We start from the raw sequence: 20,613 nt of genomic DNA, 5'->3' as shown, positions 1-20,613 counted from the left end.
ATGTTGCTATGATGGAACTTGTAGTTTTTCAAAAGGAGTGATTTCATTGGAAAAACCCATTGGATCCCGGTTGAATTTTACTGATTCCGAAGAAGCGCTGGTCAGCGAATTCATGGAATTGGTACAGGATATACTGCATATCGACGATGTTCAGGAGCTGCGCGATTATGTCCAGCATTGCAAGACCACGCGCCTGCAGCACTGCGTCAACGTCGCTTATTATACATTTTTAATCAGCCGCCGGCTGAACCTGAACGTCCGCAGCGCCACCCGCGGCGCGCTGCTGCACGACTTTTATTTGTATGACTGGAAGAATAACGAGCAGCCGATCGAAGGCCGCCACAGCGTCGTGCATCCGCAGGTCGCGCTGGCGATGGCCCGGCAATACACCGCGGTGGATCCGATCATGGAAGACTGTATTCTCAATCACATGTGGCCGATGTCCCGCCAGCGTCCGCAGACAAAGGAAGGCTGGGTCGTCCAGGGGGTGGATAAGCTGTGCGCCGCCATGGAAATGGGCACGCAGTCAGCCCGCCGTCTCAGTCCGGTCAAACTGAAAGCACTGATGGTCTCGGCGATTGCCGCCCGGTATTAAGCCTGTCCGGATCGTTGCGATAGCCTTTCCTTGAAACGCGCCTTTGCCGGCGTGTTTTTTTTGCGGCATTGCCGCGCCTGCCGCCTCGCTCTCTTTTTGTCTGAATCACGAAAGCAAGCAAAGGCTTACCGCAGCGGGCAAGCCTCGTTTGTTTATTCGTTACGCCTGATAAACGATCTTGCCGTCAATGATCGTGCAGAGGTTGCGCGCATCGGTATCGACCGCCGGCATGCCGTCAAAAATCAGCACGTCGCCGTCTTTGCCCGCTTCCAGCGAACCGACCCGGTCGTCGCAGCCGATGATCTTGGCAGCGTTGATCGTAATCATCGCCAGCGCACGCAGCTCATCCAGACCGGTACGCACCGCTTCGCCAGCCTGGGTGATGATCATATACGGAACAAAGCACGGGCCGTCCGTCATGATTGCGCAGCAGACGCCCCGCCGGTCCAGCTCGGCCAGACAGTCGATATCGACCTTGCAGCCCTCGCCGCCAAACAGCGGTGCACCCAGCGGACCGTAAATCACGCCGCGGACATGCTTGCTCGAAGCGATCTCATCATAGAAATCGCTGGATCCTAACGCATGATCGAGCGTCACGTCAAAATCAAATTCATCCGCCAGCTGCAATAACGACATCATGTCGTGCTGATAACAATGCACCTTGAGCGGAATTTTCTTTTCCAGAACCAGCAGTCCGTTTTCCATCCCCTGATCGAACTTCGGCATTTTCTCCGGATCGCTTACACCCTGAACTTTTTTCGCCTGATAGTCCTTTACTTTGAGGAAGTAATCGCGAAACAGATCCGCCACGCCTAAACGCGACATCGGCAGCGCTGTGCGCGGTCCGTAAACGCCCTTCGGGTTCACGCCCATCGCCGCTTTCAGCGCGATCGGATTGCGCAGCGTCTGGCTGGCCAGCGACGTCCCCGCTGATTTGACGGCGCACGCCAAGCCGCAGATCACGTTGCCGCTGCCCGGCGTAATCGCGCTGGTCGTAATTCCGGCCTTTGCGGATTCCATAAAGGAACGGTCAAGCGGATTGATGCCGTCATACGCCTGAATTTCCGGCGTCTGCGGTTTGGTCAGTTCATTGAGGTCCTGCGCTCCGGTATCCGTATCGAAGCCGCCGATATGCGAATGCGCGTCGACCAACCCCGGCATGACGATTTTACCGCTCGCATCCAGAATTTCTGCCCCGGGGGCTTCCAGATTCGCAGCCACCTCGATGATTTTGCCATCGTCGCCGATCAGCACGTCGGCCTGTTCCAGAACGCCCTGCGGCCCCATCGTCAGGACTTTGCCATTTTTTATAAGAAGCATTTCATCGCATCTCCTTTCCGATACAGAATTTCACCGTTGGCGATCGTCATTTCCACGGCGCCTTTGTAGCTGGTGATCGGATTGGCGCTCCACAAGACGAGATCGGCGCGCTTGCCTTCTTCCAACGAACCGGTCAGCTGTTCGATCCCCAAAAGCTTCGCCGCGTTGTAGGTCAGCATCGTCAACACGGTTTCGCTGTCATGAATCGCTTTCTGCATTTCCAATGCCGACCACAACAGATCCTCGCGGCCGCCAAAACCATTATCCGCCGCGCTGAACGCCACCGTCGCGCCCTGCTTTGCCAGCTGGGCAATTCCTGCGTAATCGGTATTGCGCGTATATTTGTTGAAACCGTTAGCGGGATTGGCAACGATCAAACCGCAGCGCTTTTCCGCCAGCTCCTGCAGTGAACCGTCGACGCCGAAGCCGCCGCAGAACACAAGATCGAGGTCATAATCCGCGACTGCCCGCAGCACTGAACGGATTTCCGCCGGCGTGTTGCAGCTGACAAACAGCGGCATCTGCTTATCGACGACCTGTTTCAAAGCCGCCAGCTTTTCATCGCGTTCAACCTTCTCTTCTTCCGGATGGTAATCCTTCGCGGCCGCCAGTTTTTCTTTCAGCATCGCAAAAATCCCCATTTTAGTCATCGGCGCGAGATTGCGGGAGCCGTAAGCTTCCTTCACCGCCTCTGTGACCGAAGCTTTCATGCCGACCTTTTCCCGGATCAACATTTTCATCGGATTGACGCCGTGCACCTCAAAAGCCGCCATCTGCCCGCCGAACACATTGTTGTTGGACGGCGCGACGCCGACCGCGGTGATGCCGAAGGCGTAGATCTGCTGCCGGGTAATTCCCCGGCCGTTAAAGGCATATTTGACGTCCAGCTGCGGCGTAAACACGTCGGAGCGTTCATCGTTGTCGTTGGCGTTGCCGCGGATTTCCCGGCCCGGGCCAAGAATTCCCCAATCGCTCAGCGGATCAATAAAGCCTGGAAACACATGCATCCCGGCAGCGTCAATCACGTCTGCGCCGGAGGCTTCCAGATGTTCGCCGATTTTGACGATCTTTCCGCCGTCAATCAACAGATCCGTGGTGCTTACCTGTCCCCGGCCGTTATGAACACAGCCGTTTTTTAATAAAATCATCGAATTCATCATCCTTTCCCTGATGTCCATTATACTGGTTTCCTGCGCCGGCTTCCAGAGGTTTCCGGTTCAGAATACGCAAAGTCGTCAAAAATGAGGTTCCCCGCGATGTAGATCCGCTGAAAAAGGAAAAAGCCAGATCGCTTCCGACAAATCTGGCTTCATGAATCCGCATTCAAATTAATCCAATGACAGCCGCGGTTCACTGCGATCCGCAGACTTTTCAACCGATCACAGACCGGCCCGCCGGCGAGTTTCCACAATTCCCCACAACATCAGCACAATCGCGGCCAGCTCCATCAGGATGAACAATCCCTCCGGCAGATTCTCGATCAGGCCGTGGATCACCAGTGCGACGGCGTTCACCAATAACCCCAATGTCAGCGGCCAGGCCCGCTTTTCACATTTGCCCATGTGGATCACCTCTAAATCCGGCGGCTGTAATAGAGCTTACAGCCGATCATCACGACAAGGACGGCGATCAACACCGCCAACAATGTGAAGAATACCGTGGCATTGAACATTCCGCTTAATAACAGGGCGAAATATTCCAGGCCGATCAGAATCAATAACGCCGAGGAACTTGTCTTCATCGCGATCAACGTCTGGCGTTCATCCTGCTCTTGAATCCGGGTCTTCTTCTGTAATTCCGGATCCTTCAGCAATTTTCTTACCTTCACCCAGAACAGGGCGGAGAATAACATTAAGCCGATACCGGTTCCTGTATAAACACCCTTGAGAAAATCCGCGAAGGCAAGATCCGCTTCCGGCTTCCACAAGTTCACGATCACCAAAACAACCAATCCCAAAACGATCCCCAAAACGGAAAGATTCCGGCGGGCTTTTAACGTTTTTTCATAATCCACGCCGCTGGCCAGCGCATGACTTAAAACTTTAACCAACATTTCATTCATCCTCCTCAAATAAAAAGACTTCTTCGATCGTCAGGTCAAAATACCGGGCGATTTTGTGCGCCAACATCAGCGAGGCGTTATACTTTCCGTTTTCCAGCGAAATGATCGTCTGGCGGGTAACCTCAACCGCGTCGGCCAGTTCACTTTGCGATAAGCGACGCTGTTTGCGCAGCTCCTGAACTCGATTCTTCAACTTGATCACACTCCATAGTATAGCTAGCTTTACATTTTTAGTATAGTCAACTTTACATATTCTGTCAAGCGAACTTTACACTTTTCTGATAGTTCTTGAATGAGAGAAACGAAAGTGAAGCGAAGTCATTCAGATTTCTTGATTTCCTCTTTATCTGTTGTCCAAAGCAAAGCCCAGCCGAACCGCAGGGGCACAGGATTCTCTCCGACAATCTTCTCTTTTCAGCCCAGCGCAAGTACTAAAAAAGGGCATTGCTGCCCTTCGGTGTTGATTTCATCCAATCTTCTTTGATTCTGCGTGCCGTTTTCAAGGTTTTCCCCCGTTATCCAGACAGCCTCTCACTGTAAGTACGCCCGGATTTACCCTCCATGAATTATCCGTTTGATGAATGCGTTTCATTCTTCGCCGCCATTTCCCAATGATTCAGCTGCCAGGTTAAAACGCCGCTGAGAATCAAGCCGGCCAACGGCAGGATCAGCTGTGCCAGCGTGAATGGATTCGACCGGTCATGAATTCCGTAATCATCGTACAATGCGACGTCAAAACCGATGTTGCAATCGTTGACAATCAACATCATGAGAAACAACACCGTGGCGGCAGAGCCGAGCCAACGCATGACCGTTATTTTTTTCATGGAGTTCCTCCCGCCGGCTTTACATCTGTTTCAGAATGACGGAAAGCTTCGGCATCAGCTGTTGCTTCCGGGAAATGATCTCATGATCATAACCGGAATTGTCGTCGAATTTCGTATCAATGATTTCGTTCATCACATAGGAAAGCGGACCGCTGTAAACAAACATCGTGCCTTCCGCCATGATATGCGAAAACATCATAACCATTAAATCAAACTGCTTGGCAGTCTGTTCCTTTTCCAGCTGCTGACGGAAAGCCGGCAGAATTGCCTGGATATCTTCAATATTCTTATAGTTGGTCTGACCGATCGCAATCTTGTATTTCCCCATATCGTAGGTCTTCAAGTCGCGGTTAAGGATCTGCGTCGGCGTCGATTCCTTCAAGGCCACCGAGGCGCTCAGCATTTCATCAGCGTAGTGATCGAGATCCACCCCGGCAATCTCCGCCAGCCCGTAAGCGACATCCTTATCCAGCCGGGTTGTGGTTGCGGATTTAAAATGCAGCGTATCGGAGATGATCGCGCTCATCATAATTCCGGCCATCTGCGCCGACGGGATGATGCCGTTTTCCTTATACAGCTGCGCGATGATCGTGCAGGTACAGCCGCAGCGCTGGTTGCGGTAGAAAATCGGATAGGAGGTTTCAATATTGCCAATGTGATGGTGATCAATAATTTCCTCGATCTCCGCGTCGTCAATGTTGTTGATCGCCTGATTTTTAGCCGAGTGATCGACCAGAATAAACTTCTTGCGGCGATAGTTCAGCAGGTGATAGCGGGAAACCGCGCCGACCGCTTTGCCTTCGATATCCAGCACCGGATAGCTGCGGTAGCGGGTGTTCGCCATTTTCTTCGCGACGTCGTCAACATATTCGTCGTCCTGGAATGTGATCGGATTGCGGCTCATCAGGCTTTCCACCGGGAAGGCTTCGTTGATGACCTTGGCGACCTTCATCGTATCCCATGGCGTGCGGATCACCGCGCAGTCCTGTTTGCGCGCCAGTTCAAGATTGTCCGGGCTGATCTCCTGATTGCATGTGATGATCATGCACCGCGTGCCCATTTCCAGCAGCTGCCGCTGCTTGCGGTTGCCATCGGAGAGAATCGTGATCGAATGGCGGAAGTTCTCCTCAAACTTTGTGCCGTCGTTGAGCGTGACGATGAACACCTTGCCGTTGGTCTTGAAATTCTTCGGTTCGTAGTCGATCTCGCCGTTGATCGTTTTGGCCAGCGCGGACAGCGAAGCGGTTTTCATCAGCTTATGCATCAGCTCGTCGCTCATCATCCGCGGCGACGCCAGGTTGGACGTGGACACAATCCCGGTCAGCTTCTGCTGCTCATCCAGTACGAACAGCGATTTGTTGCGGGCCTTGAACAAAACGTCCCAAGCTTCCTTCAGCGAGGTCTTGGTCGTGATCAAGGTTGGTTCGTCGATGTCGATATCGCGCAGCTGAGACCGCGCGTCTTTTAATAACAGCGGATTTTCCAATCCGAAACGTTTCAGTACATATTTGGTTTCTTCGTTGAGCGGTCCCAAGCGACACGGAATCGCATGAACGCCCAGCCGCTGCTTGAGTTCAGCGTACGCCAGGGCAGAACAAATCGAATCGGTATCCGGATTCTTATGACCGACGATATAAACATATTGCTGCATAAATTCACCCTATCATTTTTTCCTGCGCCGTCTCGATTGAGCGGCGGTCTTCCTTATAGCGTTATTATAGCATAAAGCCGCCCTTCGCCAACCGCCGATGCTCAATTTTTTAAGCGGAAAGCGCATTTTTTTGATCCTGACCGTTGACGAAAAAGTGTGAAAAACCTAGAATGAAAGATAAATCAAAACAGAGTTGGGGGATGTGGAACACGATGATGCAGAACAATTTGGGGTGGAAACAGGGTGCAAAAGATGGGCTGCCGATCGCGCTGGGTTATCTTTCAGTGTCGTTTACCTTCGGCATGGCGGCTGCGGCGGCGGGTTTGTCCGCAGGCGAAGCGGTGATGATCTCGGCGACCAATCTCACCTCCGCCGGCCAGTTTGCCGGCCTGACTTTGATCCAGACGCAGGCATCGTTATTCGAAATGGCGCTGACCACGCTGGTGATCAATTTACGCTATGCCCTGATGTCTCTCTCGCTGGCGCAGAAGCTGGATCCGGCGATGTCCCGTCTGCAAAAAGCCGTATTGGCGTTCGGCAATACCGATGAAATCTTCGCGGTTGCCGTCAGTCACCCAGTCGTCCGATTTCACTATATGCTGGGGCTGATCCTGACGCCGATGGCAGGCTGGGTCGGCGGCACGTTTTTAGGCTGTGCGTTCAGCGCCCTGCTTCCGGAAGCGGTGCGCGCGGCCTTCGCCGTTGCGATTTACGGGATGTTCATCGCCATCGTCGCCCCGGTTGCCCGGCAGTTAAAGTCGGTCGCAATCGTCGTGGGAATCGCCGTGGCAATGAGCGTGACGCTTCATGTCTGTCCGCTGTTCAGCTGGATTTCCGAAGGTTTTTCAATCATTCTCTCTACGCTGGCCGCGGCAGCCTTGGGCGCCTGGCTGTTCCCGGTTCAGGAGGTGCACGATCATGAATAATCCGTCGATCTTGATTTATACGCTGGTCATGGCCGGGGTCACCTATCTTCTGCGCGCAGCGCCGATTCTCATCTTTCAGAAGAAGATTGAAAATCCGTTTATCCAAAGCTTTTTGTTCTATGTTCCCTATGCCGTGCTGGCGGCGATGACCTTCCCGGCGATCTTAACGAGCACCCGCTGCTGGCCCAGCGCTGTGGTTGGGCTGGTGACAGCATTAACGCTGGGGTGGCGCGGCAAGGGGCTGCTGACCGTTGCGCTGGCGGCTTGTGCCGCGGTATATGTGGTGGAACTGATCGTACTATAATCCGCCACGCTGATTCAATAAATTTAATAAAGAGGGTGATTTCATGTTACTGCTATGTTCTAACGGACTGACTTGCGAAAATCTCCTGGATTGTGTCCGGCAGGAAATTCATTTTCATTCTGGCGAACCCCGAGCAGCCTTAATTGTTACCGGCGATCCAATCTACAAAGAAAAAAATTATCATGTCCCACGCTGTGTTCAGGAGTTAGAAAGTCTGGGGTTCGGCGTCGATCTTTTTGATCTGGATAAACAACCCGCTCAGACATTATTTTCATATGATTGTGTAGAATTAATCGGCGGCAATCCTTACACCTTGCTGGAAGCCTTGCGGAAAAGCCAGGCCCGGCCGGTGCTGCAAACCTTAGCCCGGGACAAGCTTCTGATCGGCTGGAGCGCGGGGGCGATGGTCTTGGGACCCACGATCGCCCTGATCGATCAATTTGCACCTGAAATGAATTTGCCGGACTTAACGGATCTGACTGGAATCCATTTAACAAACGTACAAATTCTTCCCCATTATCAGCGGTTTCTAAGTCGTTATGAGCAATTAGAGAACCGCTGTCAGCATTATGAGCAAACTTTTCATTGTACTGTTCTGCGATTAAATGATGGTGAGGGGATTATGATCGATTCGCAAAATGACAACTTTGTCAAGATCTTCTGAATATTAGTTGGATTAGCCTTTACGGATTAACCTTGCAAAGCTGTCACTAATTTATATACATTCAAAAAACCGCGCTGGGATCGAAAATTGAAGCGCGGTTTCATTTTGATATTTTACATTAATCCTGAACAGAAAGCCGGCATTTCACGCCATACTCGCAGCCCTCCGGTTCTTCTCGACGCCCTTTATTCCTTGAATTCCGGCGGGTTTTTACGGGCGGGATCGAAATGCTGGCCATCGCCCGACAAATCGAAATAAATCCGGGAATCGGAAGTCACGCCCCAGTCTTTCTGAGAACCGCTGTCAACAATCCGGTTAAACGCCTGCCGGAACATCGTGTTGTGTGCTTCCTCACGATTCAATAAAAAGTCAATGACCTCGCGCACGCCTTCGTCCTCAATCTGCCGGTATAAATACTGATAGACGACCTTTGCCCGCTGCTCAGCCGCGATATCGGACAATAAATCGGCCGCCAGATCGCCGGTTTCATTCACATATGCCGCTGTCCACAGAAAACCAGACGCATTAGCTAAAATCGGCGTCAAGCCGGTCAGCACATGAGCTTCCATGCCGCCGACGGTCGCTTCCTTGGCATTGAGCTGATCGCCGTTAAGCTGATTGATCATCTCGGCGACAATTTCCATGTGGCATAATTCCTCCGCCGCGATATCGAGAAATAAATCCTTGATTTCCTTATCCTGAATCCGCAGACTCTGGGCGAAATACTGCATTGCCGCCTTCATCTCACCCTGCGGCCCGCCTAACTGTTCCTGCAGCAGAGCGGCATAGGTGGGATTCGGTTTCTTAACCTTGACCGGATGCAGCAGTTTCTTCTGATGTTTAAACATGACGTTTCCTCCTTCGGTATTTTCAAGCTTTGTTCGCTGGTATTAGGATGAACAGAAATGAGGAAACTCAAACGTAAAATTCATTAAACTATAGAAAAACCGCGGTTCCAGGTTAACAACCCGTGAAATCGCGGCTTTATTTTATATCTGGGGATGAATAATCAGGCCACAACCGTCATCGTTTCCGACTTGACCGGATGCGCTTCCGGCTGTTCTGCCGGGGTGCCCACGACCAGCGAACCGACGCAGAGATAGTCCTGCGGCACGCCCAGCGAGGCGGATAATCCGGCAAACTTCGGATGATTGAACACGTGCCGGCTGTAATCGATCCAGCACGTCCCCAACTGCAGCGCCTGTGCCGCCAGCATCATATTGGCGATCGCCAGCGCAGCGTCGGTTACCGGCGAATAAGCCTTTTTATCGGCGAACACGACGATTAATAACGGCGCGTTATAATAGGGATCTTCGTTTTCCGTCAATAAGGAAGCCAGCTGTTCGATCATATCCTTGCGCTGGATCGCCACAAAATACCATGGCTGTTGATTCATCGCGCTCGGCGCCGCCTGCCCCGCTTTGAGAATTAAATCCAGTTGATCGCTGCTGACGGGCTGATCTGTGTACCGGCGGATACTGCGGCGGTTAAAGATCGCGTCTAAAACTTGATTTTCCATGCGTAGATCTCCCTTCGGATTTTCATCGTCGTGCTGCTTGAACAGCACGTTAATACGTCAGAATCTGCGGGCCTTCCTCGGTGATGAGGATCGTATGCTCCCATTGCGCCGACGGTTTACCATCCTGCGTGTAAATCGTCCAGCCATTGTAGCGGTCCATTTCCACGCGTGCGCCGCCCATGTTGATCATCGGCTCGACCGTCATCACCATCCCCGGCACCAAAAGCATCCCGGTGTTTTTCTTGCCGACGTGGGAAACAAACGGATCGTCGTGGAACTTGATACCGACGCCGTGGCCGCCCAGCTCGCGCACGACGGAATAACCGCAGCTTTCTGCATAGCTCTGCACGGCCGCGCCGATATCGCCGACAAAATGCCAGGCCTGAGCCGCCGCGATGCCGCGGTTGAGGCATTCTTTCGTTTCTTCAACTAGCCGGCGGTTTTCGTCACTGACCTGTCCGATCATAAACATCCTTGAAGCATCGGAATAAAATCCGTTGTAAATCGTCGAAACGTCGACGTTGACGATATCGCCGGACTTCAGCTTCCGCCGGTGGCTGGGAATTCCATGGCAGACCTCGTTGTTGACGGAGGTGCAGACGCTTTTCGGATAGCCCTCGTAGTTCAGCGGAGCGCAGATTGCCCCGCGCGCGGTCGTCGTCTCATAGACGATCTTGTCGATCTCCTCCGTGCTCATTCCTTCATGAATCGCCGCCGCAACGGCATCCAGCACCGCGGTATTGATCTCGGCACTGGCTTGGATCCCGGCGATTTCTGCCGGAGTGCGAATCAGGCTGTGCGGGGGAACGATGTGGCCGCGTTTTTTATAATACGCAATTTTCTGATCAAACGCCTGATGGCATTCGCCATACGGACGGCCGCTGCCGCACCAGCATGGATCCTGGGGTTTAAGATGAATTCGCTTCATATTTCGCCTTCTCTCTATAAGATGATCTGATCGTTAATCACCAATGAAAACGTCAGACCGAGTTTTTCCGCCGCTTTGCGGCACAGCAGCATGCGCTGCATAAAAATTTCAAAATAATCCATGACCGCGGAAATCTGCGTATCAATTTTCAAGTCCAGAATGATCTTCTGATGATCGGCAGTAATTTCCGTCCGCGATTGATGAACCGCATAGTTGACCCGATCGTGAATGTCAAACGTCGCGAAGTCGCGGTTGCGCACACGCGAGCGCCGGACGTCGGTTTTATCCGCCAGGATCAGCGCCGCCGCAATCGGGTTGACCGGATAAGCCGTGCTTTCGTCATGATTGCCGATCGCGCTGATGATCGTCGAGATTTCCTCCGCCTCCGCGCCCAGCTTGTCCAGAATGCGGAAGGCCATGACCGCACCGCTCTGCGCATGATCGACCCGGTTGATCACATTGCCGATATCGTGCAGCCATCCGGCGATTTCCGCCAGCTCTGCTTCCCGCGGACTGTAGCCGAGCGTTAATAAAATTTCCCGGGCTTCCTTGGCAACCTTGCCGACATGCGCGAAGCTGTGCTCTGTGTACCCCAGTGCCGCCAACGCTTCGTCCGCCTTCTGGATATAAGTTCTGACCTGGGGATTGTTTCTGACTTGTTCAACGGTAATCATCGGCCTCGCTCCTTCCCGCGGTTTCCGCTGTTTTTACTATGGACCGGCAGCCGCGTTTTAATCCGCCTGCTGAATCAGCACGCCTTCCTCCGGCATACAGCGGTGCGTGCTGTAAAACTGCCTGATCGCCCGGATCATCGCCGCGCTGTCTTCGATCCCGGCCGTTTCGTTGCACGAATGCATGGCCAGCTGCGGTAATCCGATATCGACTGAAGCAATGCTGACCTGTGAAGTGCTGATGCTGCCGAGCGTGCCGCCGCCCTTCAAATCTGAGCGGTTGGTGAAATACTGCGTTTTGACGCCAGCCTGACGGCACAGCTCGACAAACAACGCGGAGCTGATCGCATCGGAGGTATAGCTCTGGTTGGCGTTGTATTTGATCACGATGCCCTGGTTCAAATAGACGCGGTTGGTCGGATCGGATTTCTCCGGCACATTGGGATGAACGGCGTGAGCATTATCGGCGGAAATCATCAGCGACGAGGCCAATGCCCGCTGCAGCTCCTCTTCTTTCAGCTGCACCGCGGACAAAATCCGCCGCAGCGTGTCGATCAAAAAGGCCGAGGCCGCGCCCTGACGCGTGCGGCTGCCAACTTCCTCGTTATCGAAGCAGCAGTACACGTTCAGCGACCGGCGGCTGTGTCCCTGCAGAAATCCCTGCAGCGTCGTATAGGCGCATTGCAGATCATCGAGATGCGGACTCGAAATAAACTCGTGATGCCGGCCCCAGACATAGCCTTTCTGCAGACAAGTTAAGTACAGATCAAAGCTGAGCACATCCGCCTGAGCGATCCCCAGTTCTTCCGCCAGCAGCGCTTTCATGTCAAACGGCTCGCTGCCCAGGCCGATCAGCGGAAGCATATCCTTCTGAGCGTTGTAGCTGGCGTTGGTATTGGCTTCCCGGTTCATGTGGATCGCTAAGGAAGGAATCGTCAGCAACGGCCGTTCTATGTTCAGATACCGGCTGATAATCTGTTCACCCTCGCGCACGATTACCCGGCCTGCCAACCCCAGCGGACGGTCCATCCAGGTGCTGCAAAGCATGCCGCCGTAGCCCTCCGTGTTCAGCTTGAGATATCCGTTTTCACAAATAACGGCATTCGGCTTCAGCTTAAAGGTCGGAGCATCGCTGTGGGAAGCGACGATATTGAAGCTCAGCTGGTCCAGCGTTTCCGGCATCTGCCATGCCAACAGACTCGAATGATTGCGGATCGTAAAATAACGGCCGCCCGGCGTCAGCGTCCAGGCTGCGCTCTCCACTTGTTCTTCATACCCGGCTTCTGCTAACCGCGCTTTCAGCTGCTCCACCGCCTGAAAGCTGGTTGGACTGGCCGCGATAAAATCAAGCATGTCTTGAATTTCTGTGTATTCCATTTTCTTCACCTCGTTCGATTTTTCGGAAATTCCCGAAATTTTCATTCCAAAAACTTAGCCGCAGAAAACTGCGTCATCTCAATTATACTCATTTTCCCCGTCAGCGACACATAAAAAACATCAATTCCCGGCGGATTTGACTGTTAAAACAACGCAAAACGGACAGAATGACTAGCAGAATCATGAAGAACGAATTCAAGGAGGAAACGACATGACCATCCAAACCACTCTGCCCCGGGTCAACGAGCTGGGGTATTATGAAATGCGGCTGGAAAGCATCGGCGGCCTGGGCGCAAATCTGTGCGGCAAGCTGCTGGGCGAGCTGGGCGCGGTGCAGCTGGGCTTAAACGCCGCCAGCTTTTCCAGCTACGGCTCGGAGAAACGCGGCTCGCCCGTCAAGGCCTTTATCCGTTACAGCGCTCCGACACAGGAGATCCGCATCAATTCACCGGTCCGCCATCCCGACTGCCTGGCATTGTTCCACGAAGCGATGGCCGGCAAGCTGCCGGTGAACGCCGGCGTGCAGCGGCATTGTCAGGTTGTCGTCAACACCGCGCTCGAGGGCGAGGCCATCCGTGAGCGGATGCAGCTGGCCGCCCGGGATATCTACTGCGTTGACGCCCTCGCGCTGGCCTTGCAGTCCAAATCCCGCGTGAACATGGTCATGCTCGGCGCGATTGCGAAGGTCAGCGGCTTTATTCCATTAGACGCTGTAAAGCAGGCCGTGATCGCCACGCTGGGCACAAAAGCGCCGGATCTTTTAGGCGCCAACTTGGAAGGCGTGCAGCGCGGCTACGATGAAGTCCGGGCCTATCATTTCGACGACGACCGCTATCCCGAGATTCCCTTTGACAACGAAAGCGGCGGCTGGGGCTGGAAAACCGCGCCGATCGGCGGCGTTAACCCGATTCCCGGCAGTTCCGTACGCAACGACCTGTCCGCCAGCCGCGAAGGCTATCTGCCTCTGTTTGAGCCGGAAAAGTGCATTCACTGCGGTCTGTGCGATTCTACCTGCCCGGATATGGTGTTTCAGTTCTTCCCCGGCGAGCTGAAAGGCCGGAAAACGATGCTTAACCGCGGTCTGGACTATCGGTTCTGCAAAGGCTGCCTGCGCTGCGTCGACATCTGCCCGACCCACGCGCTGACCCGCGGTGAGGAAAAAGAACATACGCAGCCGGATTATTTTACCCCGGTGCGCGATCTGTTAACGCCAGACCTGCGGCAGACGCAGACCGGTGCCAACAGCTGGGTTACCAGTGAATCGCCGAATGAAGAAATACTGGAAAAAGGAGGAACCGCGCGATGAAAAAACAGATCAGTCTGTACGAAAGCGGCAACGAGCTGGCCGCGATGGCCGCCAAACAGATCAACTATCATGTGATGGGCTATTATCCGATCACCCCGTCGACGCAGATCGCCGAAAACCTCGATCTCATGAAAGCCCAGGGACTGCATGATATTTCCCTGATCGCGGCTGAAGGCGAGCACAGCGCCGCCGGCATTTGTTACGGCGCCAGCACCGGCGGCGGGCGTGTGTTCAACGCCACCAGCGCCAACGGTCTGCTTTATGCGCTGGAGCAGCTGCCAGTTCAGTCAGGCACCCGGTTTCCGATGGTCATGAACGTCGCCTGCCGCACGGTGTCCGGACCGCTGTCGATCAAGGGCGACCACAGCGATATCATGATGATGCTGAACTGCGGCTGGATTATTCTGTTCGCCAACAGCGTGCAAATGGTCTACGATTACAACCTGATCGGACTGAAGCTGGCTGAAGCCGTCAATCTGCCGGTCGCGGTCGCTTTCGACGGTTTCTTCACCAGTCATCAGAAACGCCGCTGCATGATTTTCGCGGACGATCAGGACGTTCAGGATTACGTCGGCCCAGTCAGAAAACGCACCGATATCTTGGACACAGAACATCCGGTGACAATCGGATCTTATATGAATGAGCCGGATCTGATCAATAACAAATATCAGCTGCACGAAGCGATGGAACAGGCGCTGAATGAAATCGAACCGTTGTTTGAGGAATTTGAGGAACTGAGCGGACGGCCGCAGCATCTGGTCGAAACCTATCGGGCCGAGGACGCCGCCGTCGTGATTTTCGCGCTCGGCTCAACGTTCCACACCTTAAAAGAAGCCGTCGATCAACTGCGCAAAGAGGGCATCGAAGCGGGAGCGGCGACCCTCACGATGATCCGGCCATTTCCCAAAGCAAAGCTGATCGAGAAGATCGCGCACGCTCAGACGTTAATCACCCTGGACCGGCAGGACAGCTATGGGGCGCAGGGCGGCAATATGTCGCTGGAAATCCGGGCGGCGCTGCAGGAGGCAAAGCTGGATTGCGAGGTTTATACGCGGATCTACGGTTTGGGCGGCAAGGATTTTTACTATGAAGAAGCGGTAAAGTTGGTCAAGGAATGCGTTGGACAGGATTTGCCGAAGTTCGATTATCTGCAGATCAGCGAAGGTCAGGCGGTTCAGGAGCCCGAGTATTTTAAACCGTTGTCCGCCGGCGACACCGAGCTGGGATTCACCCGCTGTGTGCTCAATGAACAAGGCCGGCCGCAGGTGCAGGGCGGACAGATCGCGGCGACGACCGCGATGCCGAAACGGCTGGCGCCCGGTCATGGAGCGTGTCCGGGATGCGGCATTCCCGTCAATGTGAACCTGTTGCTGCGAGGCATCGAAGGTCTGGTCGTTTTGTTGTTTCAGACTGGCTGCGGCATGGTCGTCACGACCTCCTATCCGAAAACTTCCTTTAAAGTCCCTTATTTGCATAATTTATTCCAAAACGGCGCGGCGACGGTCGCTGGACTGGCTAAAATGTTTCATCAACGTCAGAAGCGCGGAGAATTGCCTCAGGGAGAGATCACCTTCATCATGATCAGCGGCGACGGCGGCATGGACATCGGTCTGGGTTCCGCCATCGGCGCTGCGCTGCGCAACGACGCGTTTATTTTAATGGAATATGACAACGGCGGATACATGAACACCGGCTACCAGCTCTCCTACTCGACACCGATGGGAGCACGGAGTTCTACTTCGCATATCGGCAAGACACAGTATGGAAAAACATTCGTCAACAAGGATACGCCGCAGATCATGGCGGCCGCAGGCGCGCAGTATGTGGCTACCGTTGCCGAATCGCAGCCGGTGGATTTCTTGAAAAAGGCGGCTAAAGCACAGTATTACGCGAAGAATAAAGGCTTTGTGTATTTAAAAGCACTGTCTGCCTGTCCGCTAAACTGGGCGGATGTGCCGAGCCAGGAACGCAAGGTGATCCAGGCCGCGGTGGACTGCGGTTATTTCCCGCTGTACGAAATTGAGGAAGGCGTCACGACGATCAATTACAATCCGGAGAAAACGGGAAAACAGATTCCGGCGATCGACTGGCTGAAAATGATGGGCCGCACGCGGCATTTGGGAAAACCGGAGTATGCCGAGGTTGTCGATCACATCCAGAAGGAAATCGACAAGCGATGGATCCGGCTGAAGGCGCGAGCGGAAAGTGAAGTGTTGTAGAAGCAAACGTTGATTTTAACTAAGGACAATGGATGTTAATCCGCGGAACGAACGCTTGATATTCGTTCAGAAAAATCAGATCGCAGGATAACCCGGCGTGCCCGTTTTTAATAAAGTTTTTAAACATCAGAAAAACGCAGAATTGCCCTGCCCCACTGTTATGAAGGGGAGAGAAAATCTGCGTTTTTTCTTTACGATCTTGATTCCTCGCTGTCCAATTTATTTCTGAGTCGTGCTGCCAAAGCCGCCGTTGCGCAGCTGATCCGCGTCATCGTCGACCGTAATGCCGTATTCAACAAAAATTCCCTGCATGAAGCCCTCTCCCTGAGCCAGGGAAAGCGTCTTTCCTTCACGGGAGTCATTGATCAGCTTGCAGAAAATATGGCCTTCGTTATCGGAACCATAATAATCCGAGTCGATAATGCCGACGGTATTGTTGAACTGCAGCCGGTACTTAAATCCCAGACCACTGCGCGGATAGCATTTCAGCACCCAGCCGGCTGCGATTTGGACGCGGATGCCGGTTGGAATTTTAAGCGACTCGCCGGGATTCAGACTGAAGCTTTGCGGCGCAAAGAAGTCATAGCCTGCCGAACCGGTAGTCGCCCGCTTCGGCAGTTGAATCTGATCATAAATCTGAGCTGCTTCTGCCGCTGTTGAGGCAGGAAATGTATCAAGCCAGTCCTGAATGAATTGTGTTTCACTTACTTTCTGAAATTTCGCGATTTTCTGCATGGAATTTGTTCCTTTCCTTTGGGATTCGATTTTGCTTCAAAGATCGCCTTCATTGTAAAGAAAAGGATCGGCTTTTGTCAACAGCAGCACTGACCGATCCTTATGCACTTTGAGATCCCCTTATCTCAAAGATTATTTTTGGGTTCAAACCTCACAGCGTGATTGAGATAAGGGCACGCAAAGCCCCGTCCTGGCATAGAACGTATAGTTTGCCAGGCTATCCAGCCACTGGGTCGGATCAGGCGCATGAACAATATTCATCGCGCCGGCAAGATCCCGATGACAGCGAAAACCGCAGACACAGTGATAAAAACGTTTGTCCGGGTTGTTGAGTCTGCCATATCGCGGACATCGTTTCGATGTATTGCGGGGGTTAACGAAAACTACGCGAAGACCCTCGCGCCGGGCTTTGTAACGAAGGTTGTCAATCAGCCGATAGTAGGACCATTGATTTAAATCCCGCTTATCCCGGGAATGCTTGACTTCGCGTTTTCCAATTCCATGAAGTTGTTCCACGCAAAGGACGCCGACATTCTGTTCCAGCGCAAACTGAATCAACTGCGAGCTGAGAATATGACATTGCGTAATCTCCCAGCGATAAAGTCCATGATTTAATTCTTTGATTCGCTGGTAGTCTTCTTTTTTCTGCAGCTCCGTAAGCTTGGCATAAAACGCATTGCGGCGGAAGCGGGCCTCATGGCCATTACCGAAGAAACGAATTTTGCCATCGTCGGTATACGCGACTGCCGGAACTTTAATTCCCAGATTGATTCCCATCCGTTTTGTCGATAGACTCCGTGGTTTTTCCGGAACCTTCACATTAAATTCGGCAGCCCATCCTTGTTTGCAGGGATGGATGGTCAGCTTTCCGAGTTCCATTTTCAGATAACGCTGCTGATAGGGTTCGGCCATGATCGGCAGTTTCAGCGTGTCGCCGATGCCAAAACGGCCGCCGACTTGAATTTCGAGTTCGTTGTTCGTAATTCGGAAGTTTGGTTGATGCCAGCAGCATTGCGGAGCTTTTAGTTTCAGCTTCGGATTGTTAAACTTCTGAACATGTTTAAAAATGTCCTTCGCATCCTGAACGACCATAGCCCGGCTCCAAAACGGGACGAAGGTACAGAAATCACCGTATGAGACGTAAACCGGGTGTTTGTTCTGGATGTAGAGCTGAAGTAAGTTGTTTACTTCATTTTGGTAGGCTTTCACCATGAATGTGAGTATCCGCGACGTGTTTTCATCCGTTTTTAATAAAATGCGGCTGGTAAGATATAGGATATGATCCCTATACCTATAATATTGCGCGTTTTTTGAAAAAGCCCCCTAAAAAAGTCAAAAAACTTTTAAAATTTTTTCTAAGCCGTGGAATACGGCATAATTTAAGGTCATCCTTATTTAGAATAAAAGCGTCCGATTTGGACAATCTCAATTTTTTTATTTTTTTCAAAAAAATTTTAAAAAAAGACTTGTCAAATGTACTTCTTCATGGTAGTATATAAAAGCGCTGTGAGTTACCAAGTGAAGAAGTACTCAAGAGGCTGAAGAGGTGCCCCTGCTAAGGGCATAGGTCGCGAAAGCGGCGCGCGGGTTCAAATCCCGCCTTCTTCGCCACATTACAGTGCGCGCGCCGAAACAACGATATTGGTCTGGTGGTGTAGTGGTTAACATGCCTCCCTGTCACGGAGGAGATCGCGGGTTCAAGTCCCGTCCGGACCGCCATTATCGCAGGTGTAGTTCAATGGTAGAACGCAACCTTGCCATGGTTGACACGAGGGTTCGATTCCCTTCACCTGCTCCATTGCGATAACAATGACTTTGATTAAATGAATCAAGGTCATTTTTTTATGTCATCCGCACTCCGTTTCGCAATCTCCATTTCAGAAGTCGCCGGGAATCTCCAGCCGTTTTGTTTAGGCAAGCTTGTCCCTAACTCAATCACCCCTGCGATTTTTCCCGAATCCAGAACTTGAACCCGTGATCACCTCCGCTTTCCCTTTCCAACGAAAAAAACTGACGGCCTAAGGTATCATTCACCTTTACGCCGTCAGTTTTTAATAAATAGAAATTAGAACACCTCCCAAAATCAGTCATAGCTTTCAAGACAATACCTCGGTTATCCCCACTCCAACCCCAGGCTCACGCACAAGGCCTCGTCGATTGCCTGCAAGGTTTTTCGATCCAGGGTGCAAACCCACTGCCCCAATCGCTGTTTATCAATCGTCCGGATCTGTTCCAGCAGGACGATCGACGCCTTCTCCAAAGAATCCGCCGGCAGAATCACATGCGTGGGAATCGGTGGTTTTGTCAGCCGGCTGGAAATCGGCGCCACGATCAATGTAGGCGAAAACCGATTCCCTTTATCATTCTGGATGACCACGACCGGCCGCAATCCCCCCTGTTCACTTCCGACGCTCCCCGCCAGGTCAGCATAATACACATCCCCTCGGCGCACCATCATTATTTCATGACCGATACTTGCATGCTTTCTACAACCTGCATCATCTCCTGCGGCGTCAGATCATTGGAATATACGGAATACTCGACCTGACTGTTTGTGATCGTCAGCCGGTTTCCATCATAATAACCGACAAGTCCCAACCCTTCGATCAGATCACCGCTGACTTCCGTCACCGTCAGCTCCTGACTCGGCGCTCTTTCCGTCTGCACAACTGTGAAATCCCGCTCGCCGCTGAATTCCAGAATATGCTGCGGCTGCCCATTGACAGAAGAGACTGTGGAAGCGATTAATTTGGAATCAAAAACGGTCATCGGATACAACGGCAATTCAATCAGACCAGTATAGCCGCTCGTCGGTGTCTCAATCGAACTTTTCGGCGTCTCAAAATACCCCGCTTCAAAACCTTCATTATAGCTGACCGCTGTAAATTCCATGGTCAATGCCGGAGCGTTATTTGCGTCGTAGGCAATCAGATACAACGGTTTTGTATCCTTGTTAAACTTGATCTCCTGTCGGACAAGCTGCGCAGCGCTTGGATATTTCGCGTCCGCGCTGATCAGAATGCCATCCTTTTCTTTTTTTGTCTGATGGTCGTTTTTCAGCACTTCCATCATCGTCTGCAATAAATACGGCTTCGGCGAGTTCATCGGCCATTCGCCTTGGAACTTAAACACCTGGTTGAGCGAAGGGGTGACAACGAAGACGCCTTCTTTATTCTTCAGAATGATCTGTTCCTGATTCAGCGACTTATCAATCATGCTGACCTTGAAATACTCGTCTTCGCCCTCCTTCATCCATGAGGATGTAATCGCGTAGTTCTTGAATTCTTCGCCGCTGGAAATTTCCATATTTCCTTCCAGCTTGTAGCTGGTCAGCTTCTGCATGGTTTTGTCTGCCTTCTTTTCAAACGAGCTGGGCTTCAGCACAAGAAACAAGGCGACGGCCAACAAAAGGACCCCAACGATCACTGCGACTTTCTTCTTCATAATTCCACCTTTCCTTTTCAACACAAGGTATGCGCTTTTGTGTCGGTTCATGCATAAATCCATGC

Annotated in this window: 22 protein-coding genes and 3 tRNA genes; 9 read left to right on the top strand and 16 right to left on the bottom strand. The window is 52.4% G+C overall.

Annotated elements, in window-relative coordinates; all coding sequences use genetic code 11:
* Window positions 1–37: 37 nt before the first annotated feature.
* Window positions 38–595 (top strand): HD domain-containing protein, encoded by a 558-nt coding sequence (locus I2D94_RS06725; protein WP_195396073.1) that lies wholly within the window; start codon window positions 38–40, stop codon window positions 593–595.
* Window positions 596–754: 159 nt separating this feature from the next.
* Here I2D94_RS06725 and I2D94_RS06720 read toward each other — a convergent pair whose 3' ends face one another.
* The 7 genes from I2D94_RS06720 to I2D94_RS06690 all read right to left on the bottom strand — a co-directional run bounded on the left by I2D94_RS06720 (window position 755) and on the right by I2D94_RS06690 (window position 6,455).
* On the bottom strand, window positions 755–1,915 hold the full coding sequence (locus I2D94_RS06720) for an amidohydrolase family protein (RefSeq protein WP_195396072.1): 1,161 nt from the start codon (window positions 1,913–1,915) through the stop codon (window positions 755–757).
* Window positions 1,903–3,063 (bottom strand): amidohydrolase family protein, encoded by a 1,161-nt coding sequence (locus I2D94_RS06715; protein WP_195396071.1) that lies wholly within the window; start codon window positions 3,061–3,063, stop codon window positions 1,903–1,905. Before I2D94_RS06715 ends, I2D94_RS06720 begins: the two co-directional genes overlap by 13 nt.
* A gap of 231 nt (window positions 3,064–3,294) precedes the next feature.
* Window positions 3,295–3,477 (bottom strand): hypothetical protein, encoded by a 183-nt coding sequence (locus I2D94_RS06710; protein ID WP_195396070.1) that lies wholly within the window; start codon window positions 3,475–3,477, stop codon window positions 3,295–3,297.
* 11 nt (window positions 3,478–3,488) lie between these two features.
* A complete protein-coding gene (locus tag I2D94_RS06705) occupies window positions 3,489–3,968 on the bottom strand; it encodes a hypothetical protein (RefSeq protein ID WP_072684780.1) in 480 nt (159 codons plus the stop codon).
* Between the two features lies 1 nt (window position 3,969).
* Window positions 3,970–4,170 carry a helix-turn-helix transcriptional regulator gene (locus I2D94_RS06700; protein ID WP_039865436.1) on the bottom strand — a complete coding sequence of 67 codons (201 nt, stop codon included), beginning with the start codon at window positions 4,168–4,170 and terminating at the stop codon, window positions 3,970–3,972.
* A gap of 373 nt (window positions 4,171–4,543) precedes the next feature.
* Window positions 4,544–4,804 carry a hypothetical protein gene (locus tag I2D94_RS06695; RefSeq protein ID WP_195396069.1) on the bottom strand — a complete coding sequence of 87 codons (261 nt, stop codon included), beginning with the start codon at window positions 4,802–4,804 and terminating at the stop codon, window positions 4,544–4,546.
* 19 nt (window positions 4,805–4,823) lie between these two features.
* Window positions 4,824–6,455 carry a putative manganese-dependent inorganic diphosphatase gene (locus tag I2D94_RS06690; RefSeq protein ID WP_072684778.1) on the bottom strand — a complete coding sequence of 544 codons (1,632 nt, stop codon included), beginning with the start codon at window positions 6,453–6,455 and terminating at the stop codon, window positions 4,824–4,826.
* A gap of 212 nt (window positions 6,456–6,667) precedes the next feature.
* On the opposite strand from I2D94_RS06690, the gene I2D94_RS06685 reads away from it, so the two are divergent.
* The 3 genes from I2D94_RS06685 to I2D94_RS06675 are packed head-to-tail and all read left to right on the top strand — an operon-like array spanning window position 6,668 to window position 8,349.
* On the top strand, window positions 6,668–7,381 hold the full coding sequence (locus tag I2D94_RS06685; protein WP_195396068.1) for an AzlC family ABC transporter permease: 714 nt from the start codon (window positions 6,668–6,670) through the stop codon (window positions 7,379–7,381).
* A complete protein-coding gene (locus I2D94_RS06680; RefSeq protein WP_195396067.1) occupies window positions 7,374–7,685 on the top strand; it encodes an AzlD domain-containing protein in 312 nt (103 codons plus the stop codon). Before I2D94_RS06685 ends, I2D94_RS06680 begins: the two co-directional genes overlap by 8 nt.
* 43 nt (window positions 7,686–7,728) lie before the next feature.
* A complete protein-coding gene (locus I2D94_RS06675; RefSeq protein ID WP_195396066.1) occupies window positions 7,729–8,349 on the top strand; it encodes a Type 1 glutamine amidotransferase-like domain-containing protein in 621 nt (206 codons plus the stop codon).
* Window positions 8,350–8,534: 185 nt separating this feature from the next.
* Here the strand turns inward: I2D94_RS06675 and I2D94_RS06670 are convergent, their stop codons facing one another.
* The 5 genes from I2D94_RS06670 to I2D94_RS06650 all read right to left on the bottom strand — a co-directional run bounded on the left by I2D94_RS06670 (window position 8,535) and on the right by I2D94_RS06650 (window position 12,844).
* Window positions 8,535–9,197: a manganese catalase family protein gene (locus tag I2D94_RS06670; protein ID WP_072684776.1), complete on the bottom strand. Its 663-nt coding sequence runs from the start codon at window positions 9,195–9,197 to the stop codon at window positions 8,535–8,537.
* 161 nt (window positions 9,198–9,358) lie between these two features.
* Window positions 9,359–9,868, bottom strand: a complete 510-nt coding sequence (locus I2D94_RS06665; RefSeq protein WP_072685056.1) for a nitroreductase family protein — start codon at window positions 9,866–9,868, stop codon at window positions 9,359–9,361.
* Window positions 9,869–9,917: 49 nt separating this feature from the next.
* Entirely contained in the window at window positions 9,918–10,796 is an 879-nt protein-coding gene (locus tag I2D94_RS06660; RefSeq protein ID WP_195396065.1) for a methionyl aminopeptidase, read from the bottom strand.
* A 14-nt stretch (window positions 10,797–10,810) separates the two neighbouring features.
* Window positions 10,811–11,470 (bottom strand): HD domain-containing protein, encoded by a 660-nt coding sequence (locus I2D94_RS06655; protein ID WP_006061366.1) that lies wholly within the window; start codon window positions 11,468–11,470, stop codon window positions 10,811–10,813.
* Between the two features lie 57 nt (window positions 11,471–11,527).
* The gene (locus I2D94_RS06650) at window positions 11,528–12,844 is read right to left on the bottom strand and encodes a M18 family aminopeptidase (protein ID WP_195396064.1); all 1,317 of its coding nucleotides are present in this window, start codon (window positions 12,842–12,844) and stop codon (window positions 11,528–11,530) included.
* Window positions 12,845–13,055: 211 nt separating this feature from the next.
* Here I2D94_RS06650 and I2D94_RS06645 point away from each other — a divergent pair, with 211 nt between their 5' ends.
* Both I2D94_RS06645 and I2D94_RS06640 read left to right on the top strand, forming a co-directional pair.
* Window positions 13,056–14,150, top strand: a complete 1,095-nt coding sequence (locus I2D94_RS06645; protein ID WP_195396063.1) for a 2-oxoacid:acceptor oxidoreductase family protein — start codon at window positions 13,056–13,058, stop codon at window positions 14,148–14,150.
* On the top strand, window positions 14,147–16,369 hold the full coding sequence (locus I2D94_RS06640; RefSeq protein ID WP_195396062.1) for a thiamine pyrophosphate-dependent enzyme: 2,223 nt from the start codon (window positions 14,147–14,149) through the stop codon (window positions 16,367–16,369). Before I2D94_RS06645 ends, I2D94_RS06640 begins: the two co-directional genes overlap by 4 nt.
* Window positions 16,370–16,588: 219 nt before the next feature.
* On the opposite strand, the gene I2D94_RS06635 is transcribed toward I2D94_RS06640, so the two are convergent.
* Entirely contained in the window at window positions 16,589–17,104 is a 516-nt protein-coding gene (locus tag I2D94_RS06635) for a deoxyuridine 5'-triphosphate nucleotidohydrolase (RefSeq protein ID WP_195396061.1), read from the bottom strand.
* Window positions 17,105–17,248: 144 nt separating this feature from the next.
* On the bottom strand, window positions 17,249–18,196 hold the full coding sequence (locus I2D94_RS06630) for an RNA-guided endonuclease TnpB family protein (RefSeq protein ID WP_195396060.1): 948 nt from the start codon (window positions 18,194–18,196) through the stop codon (window positions 17,249–17,251).
* Window positions 18,197–18,624: 428 nt separating this feature from the next.
* Between I2D94_RS06630 and I2D94_RS06625 the strand changes: the two genes are divergently transcribed.
* The 3 genes from I2D94_RS06625 (at window position 18,625) to I2D94_RS06615 (ending at window position 18,902) form a co-directional block, all read left to right on the top strand.
* Window positions 18,625–18,715, top strand: a tRNA-Ser gene (locus I2D94_RS06625).
* Between the two features lie 32 nt (window positions 18,716–18,747).
* Window positions 18,748–18,823, top strand: a tRNA-Asp gene (locus I2D94_RS06620).
* Between the two features lie 5 nt (window positions 18,824–18,828).
* Window positions 18,829–18,902, top strand: a tRNA-Gly gene (locus I2D94_RS06615).
* 315 nt (window positions 18,903–19,217) lie between these two features.
* Here I2D94_RS06615 and I2D94_RS06610 read toward each other — a convergent pair.
* Entirely contained in the window at window positions 19,218–19,562 is a 345-nt protein-coding gene (locus I2D94_RS06610; RefSeq protein ID WP_195396059.1) for a type II toxin-antitoxin system PemK/MazF family toxin, read from the bottom strand.
* Window positions 19,562–20,548 (bottom strand): hypothetical protein, encoded by a 987-nt coding sequence (locus tag I2D94_RS06605; RefSeq protein ID WP_072684769.1) that lies wholly within the window; start codon window positions 20,546–20,548, stop codon window positions 19,562–19,564. The genes I2D94_RS06610 and I2D94_RS06605 overlap by 1 nt, the downstream gene beginning before the upstream one ends.
* Between the last annotated feature and the right edge of the window lie 65 nt (window positions 20,549–20,613).

Origin of the sequence: Holdemania sp. 1001302B_160321_E10 (assembly GCF_015552275.1) — a bacterium.
GTDB lineage: Bacteria > Bacillota_I > Bacilli_A > Erysipelotrichales > Erysipelotrichaceae > Holdemania.
The sequence above is the reverse complement of the archived record's forward strand: the minus strand, read 5'-3'. Positions and strand labels throughout refer to the sequence as shown.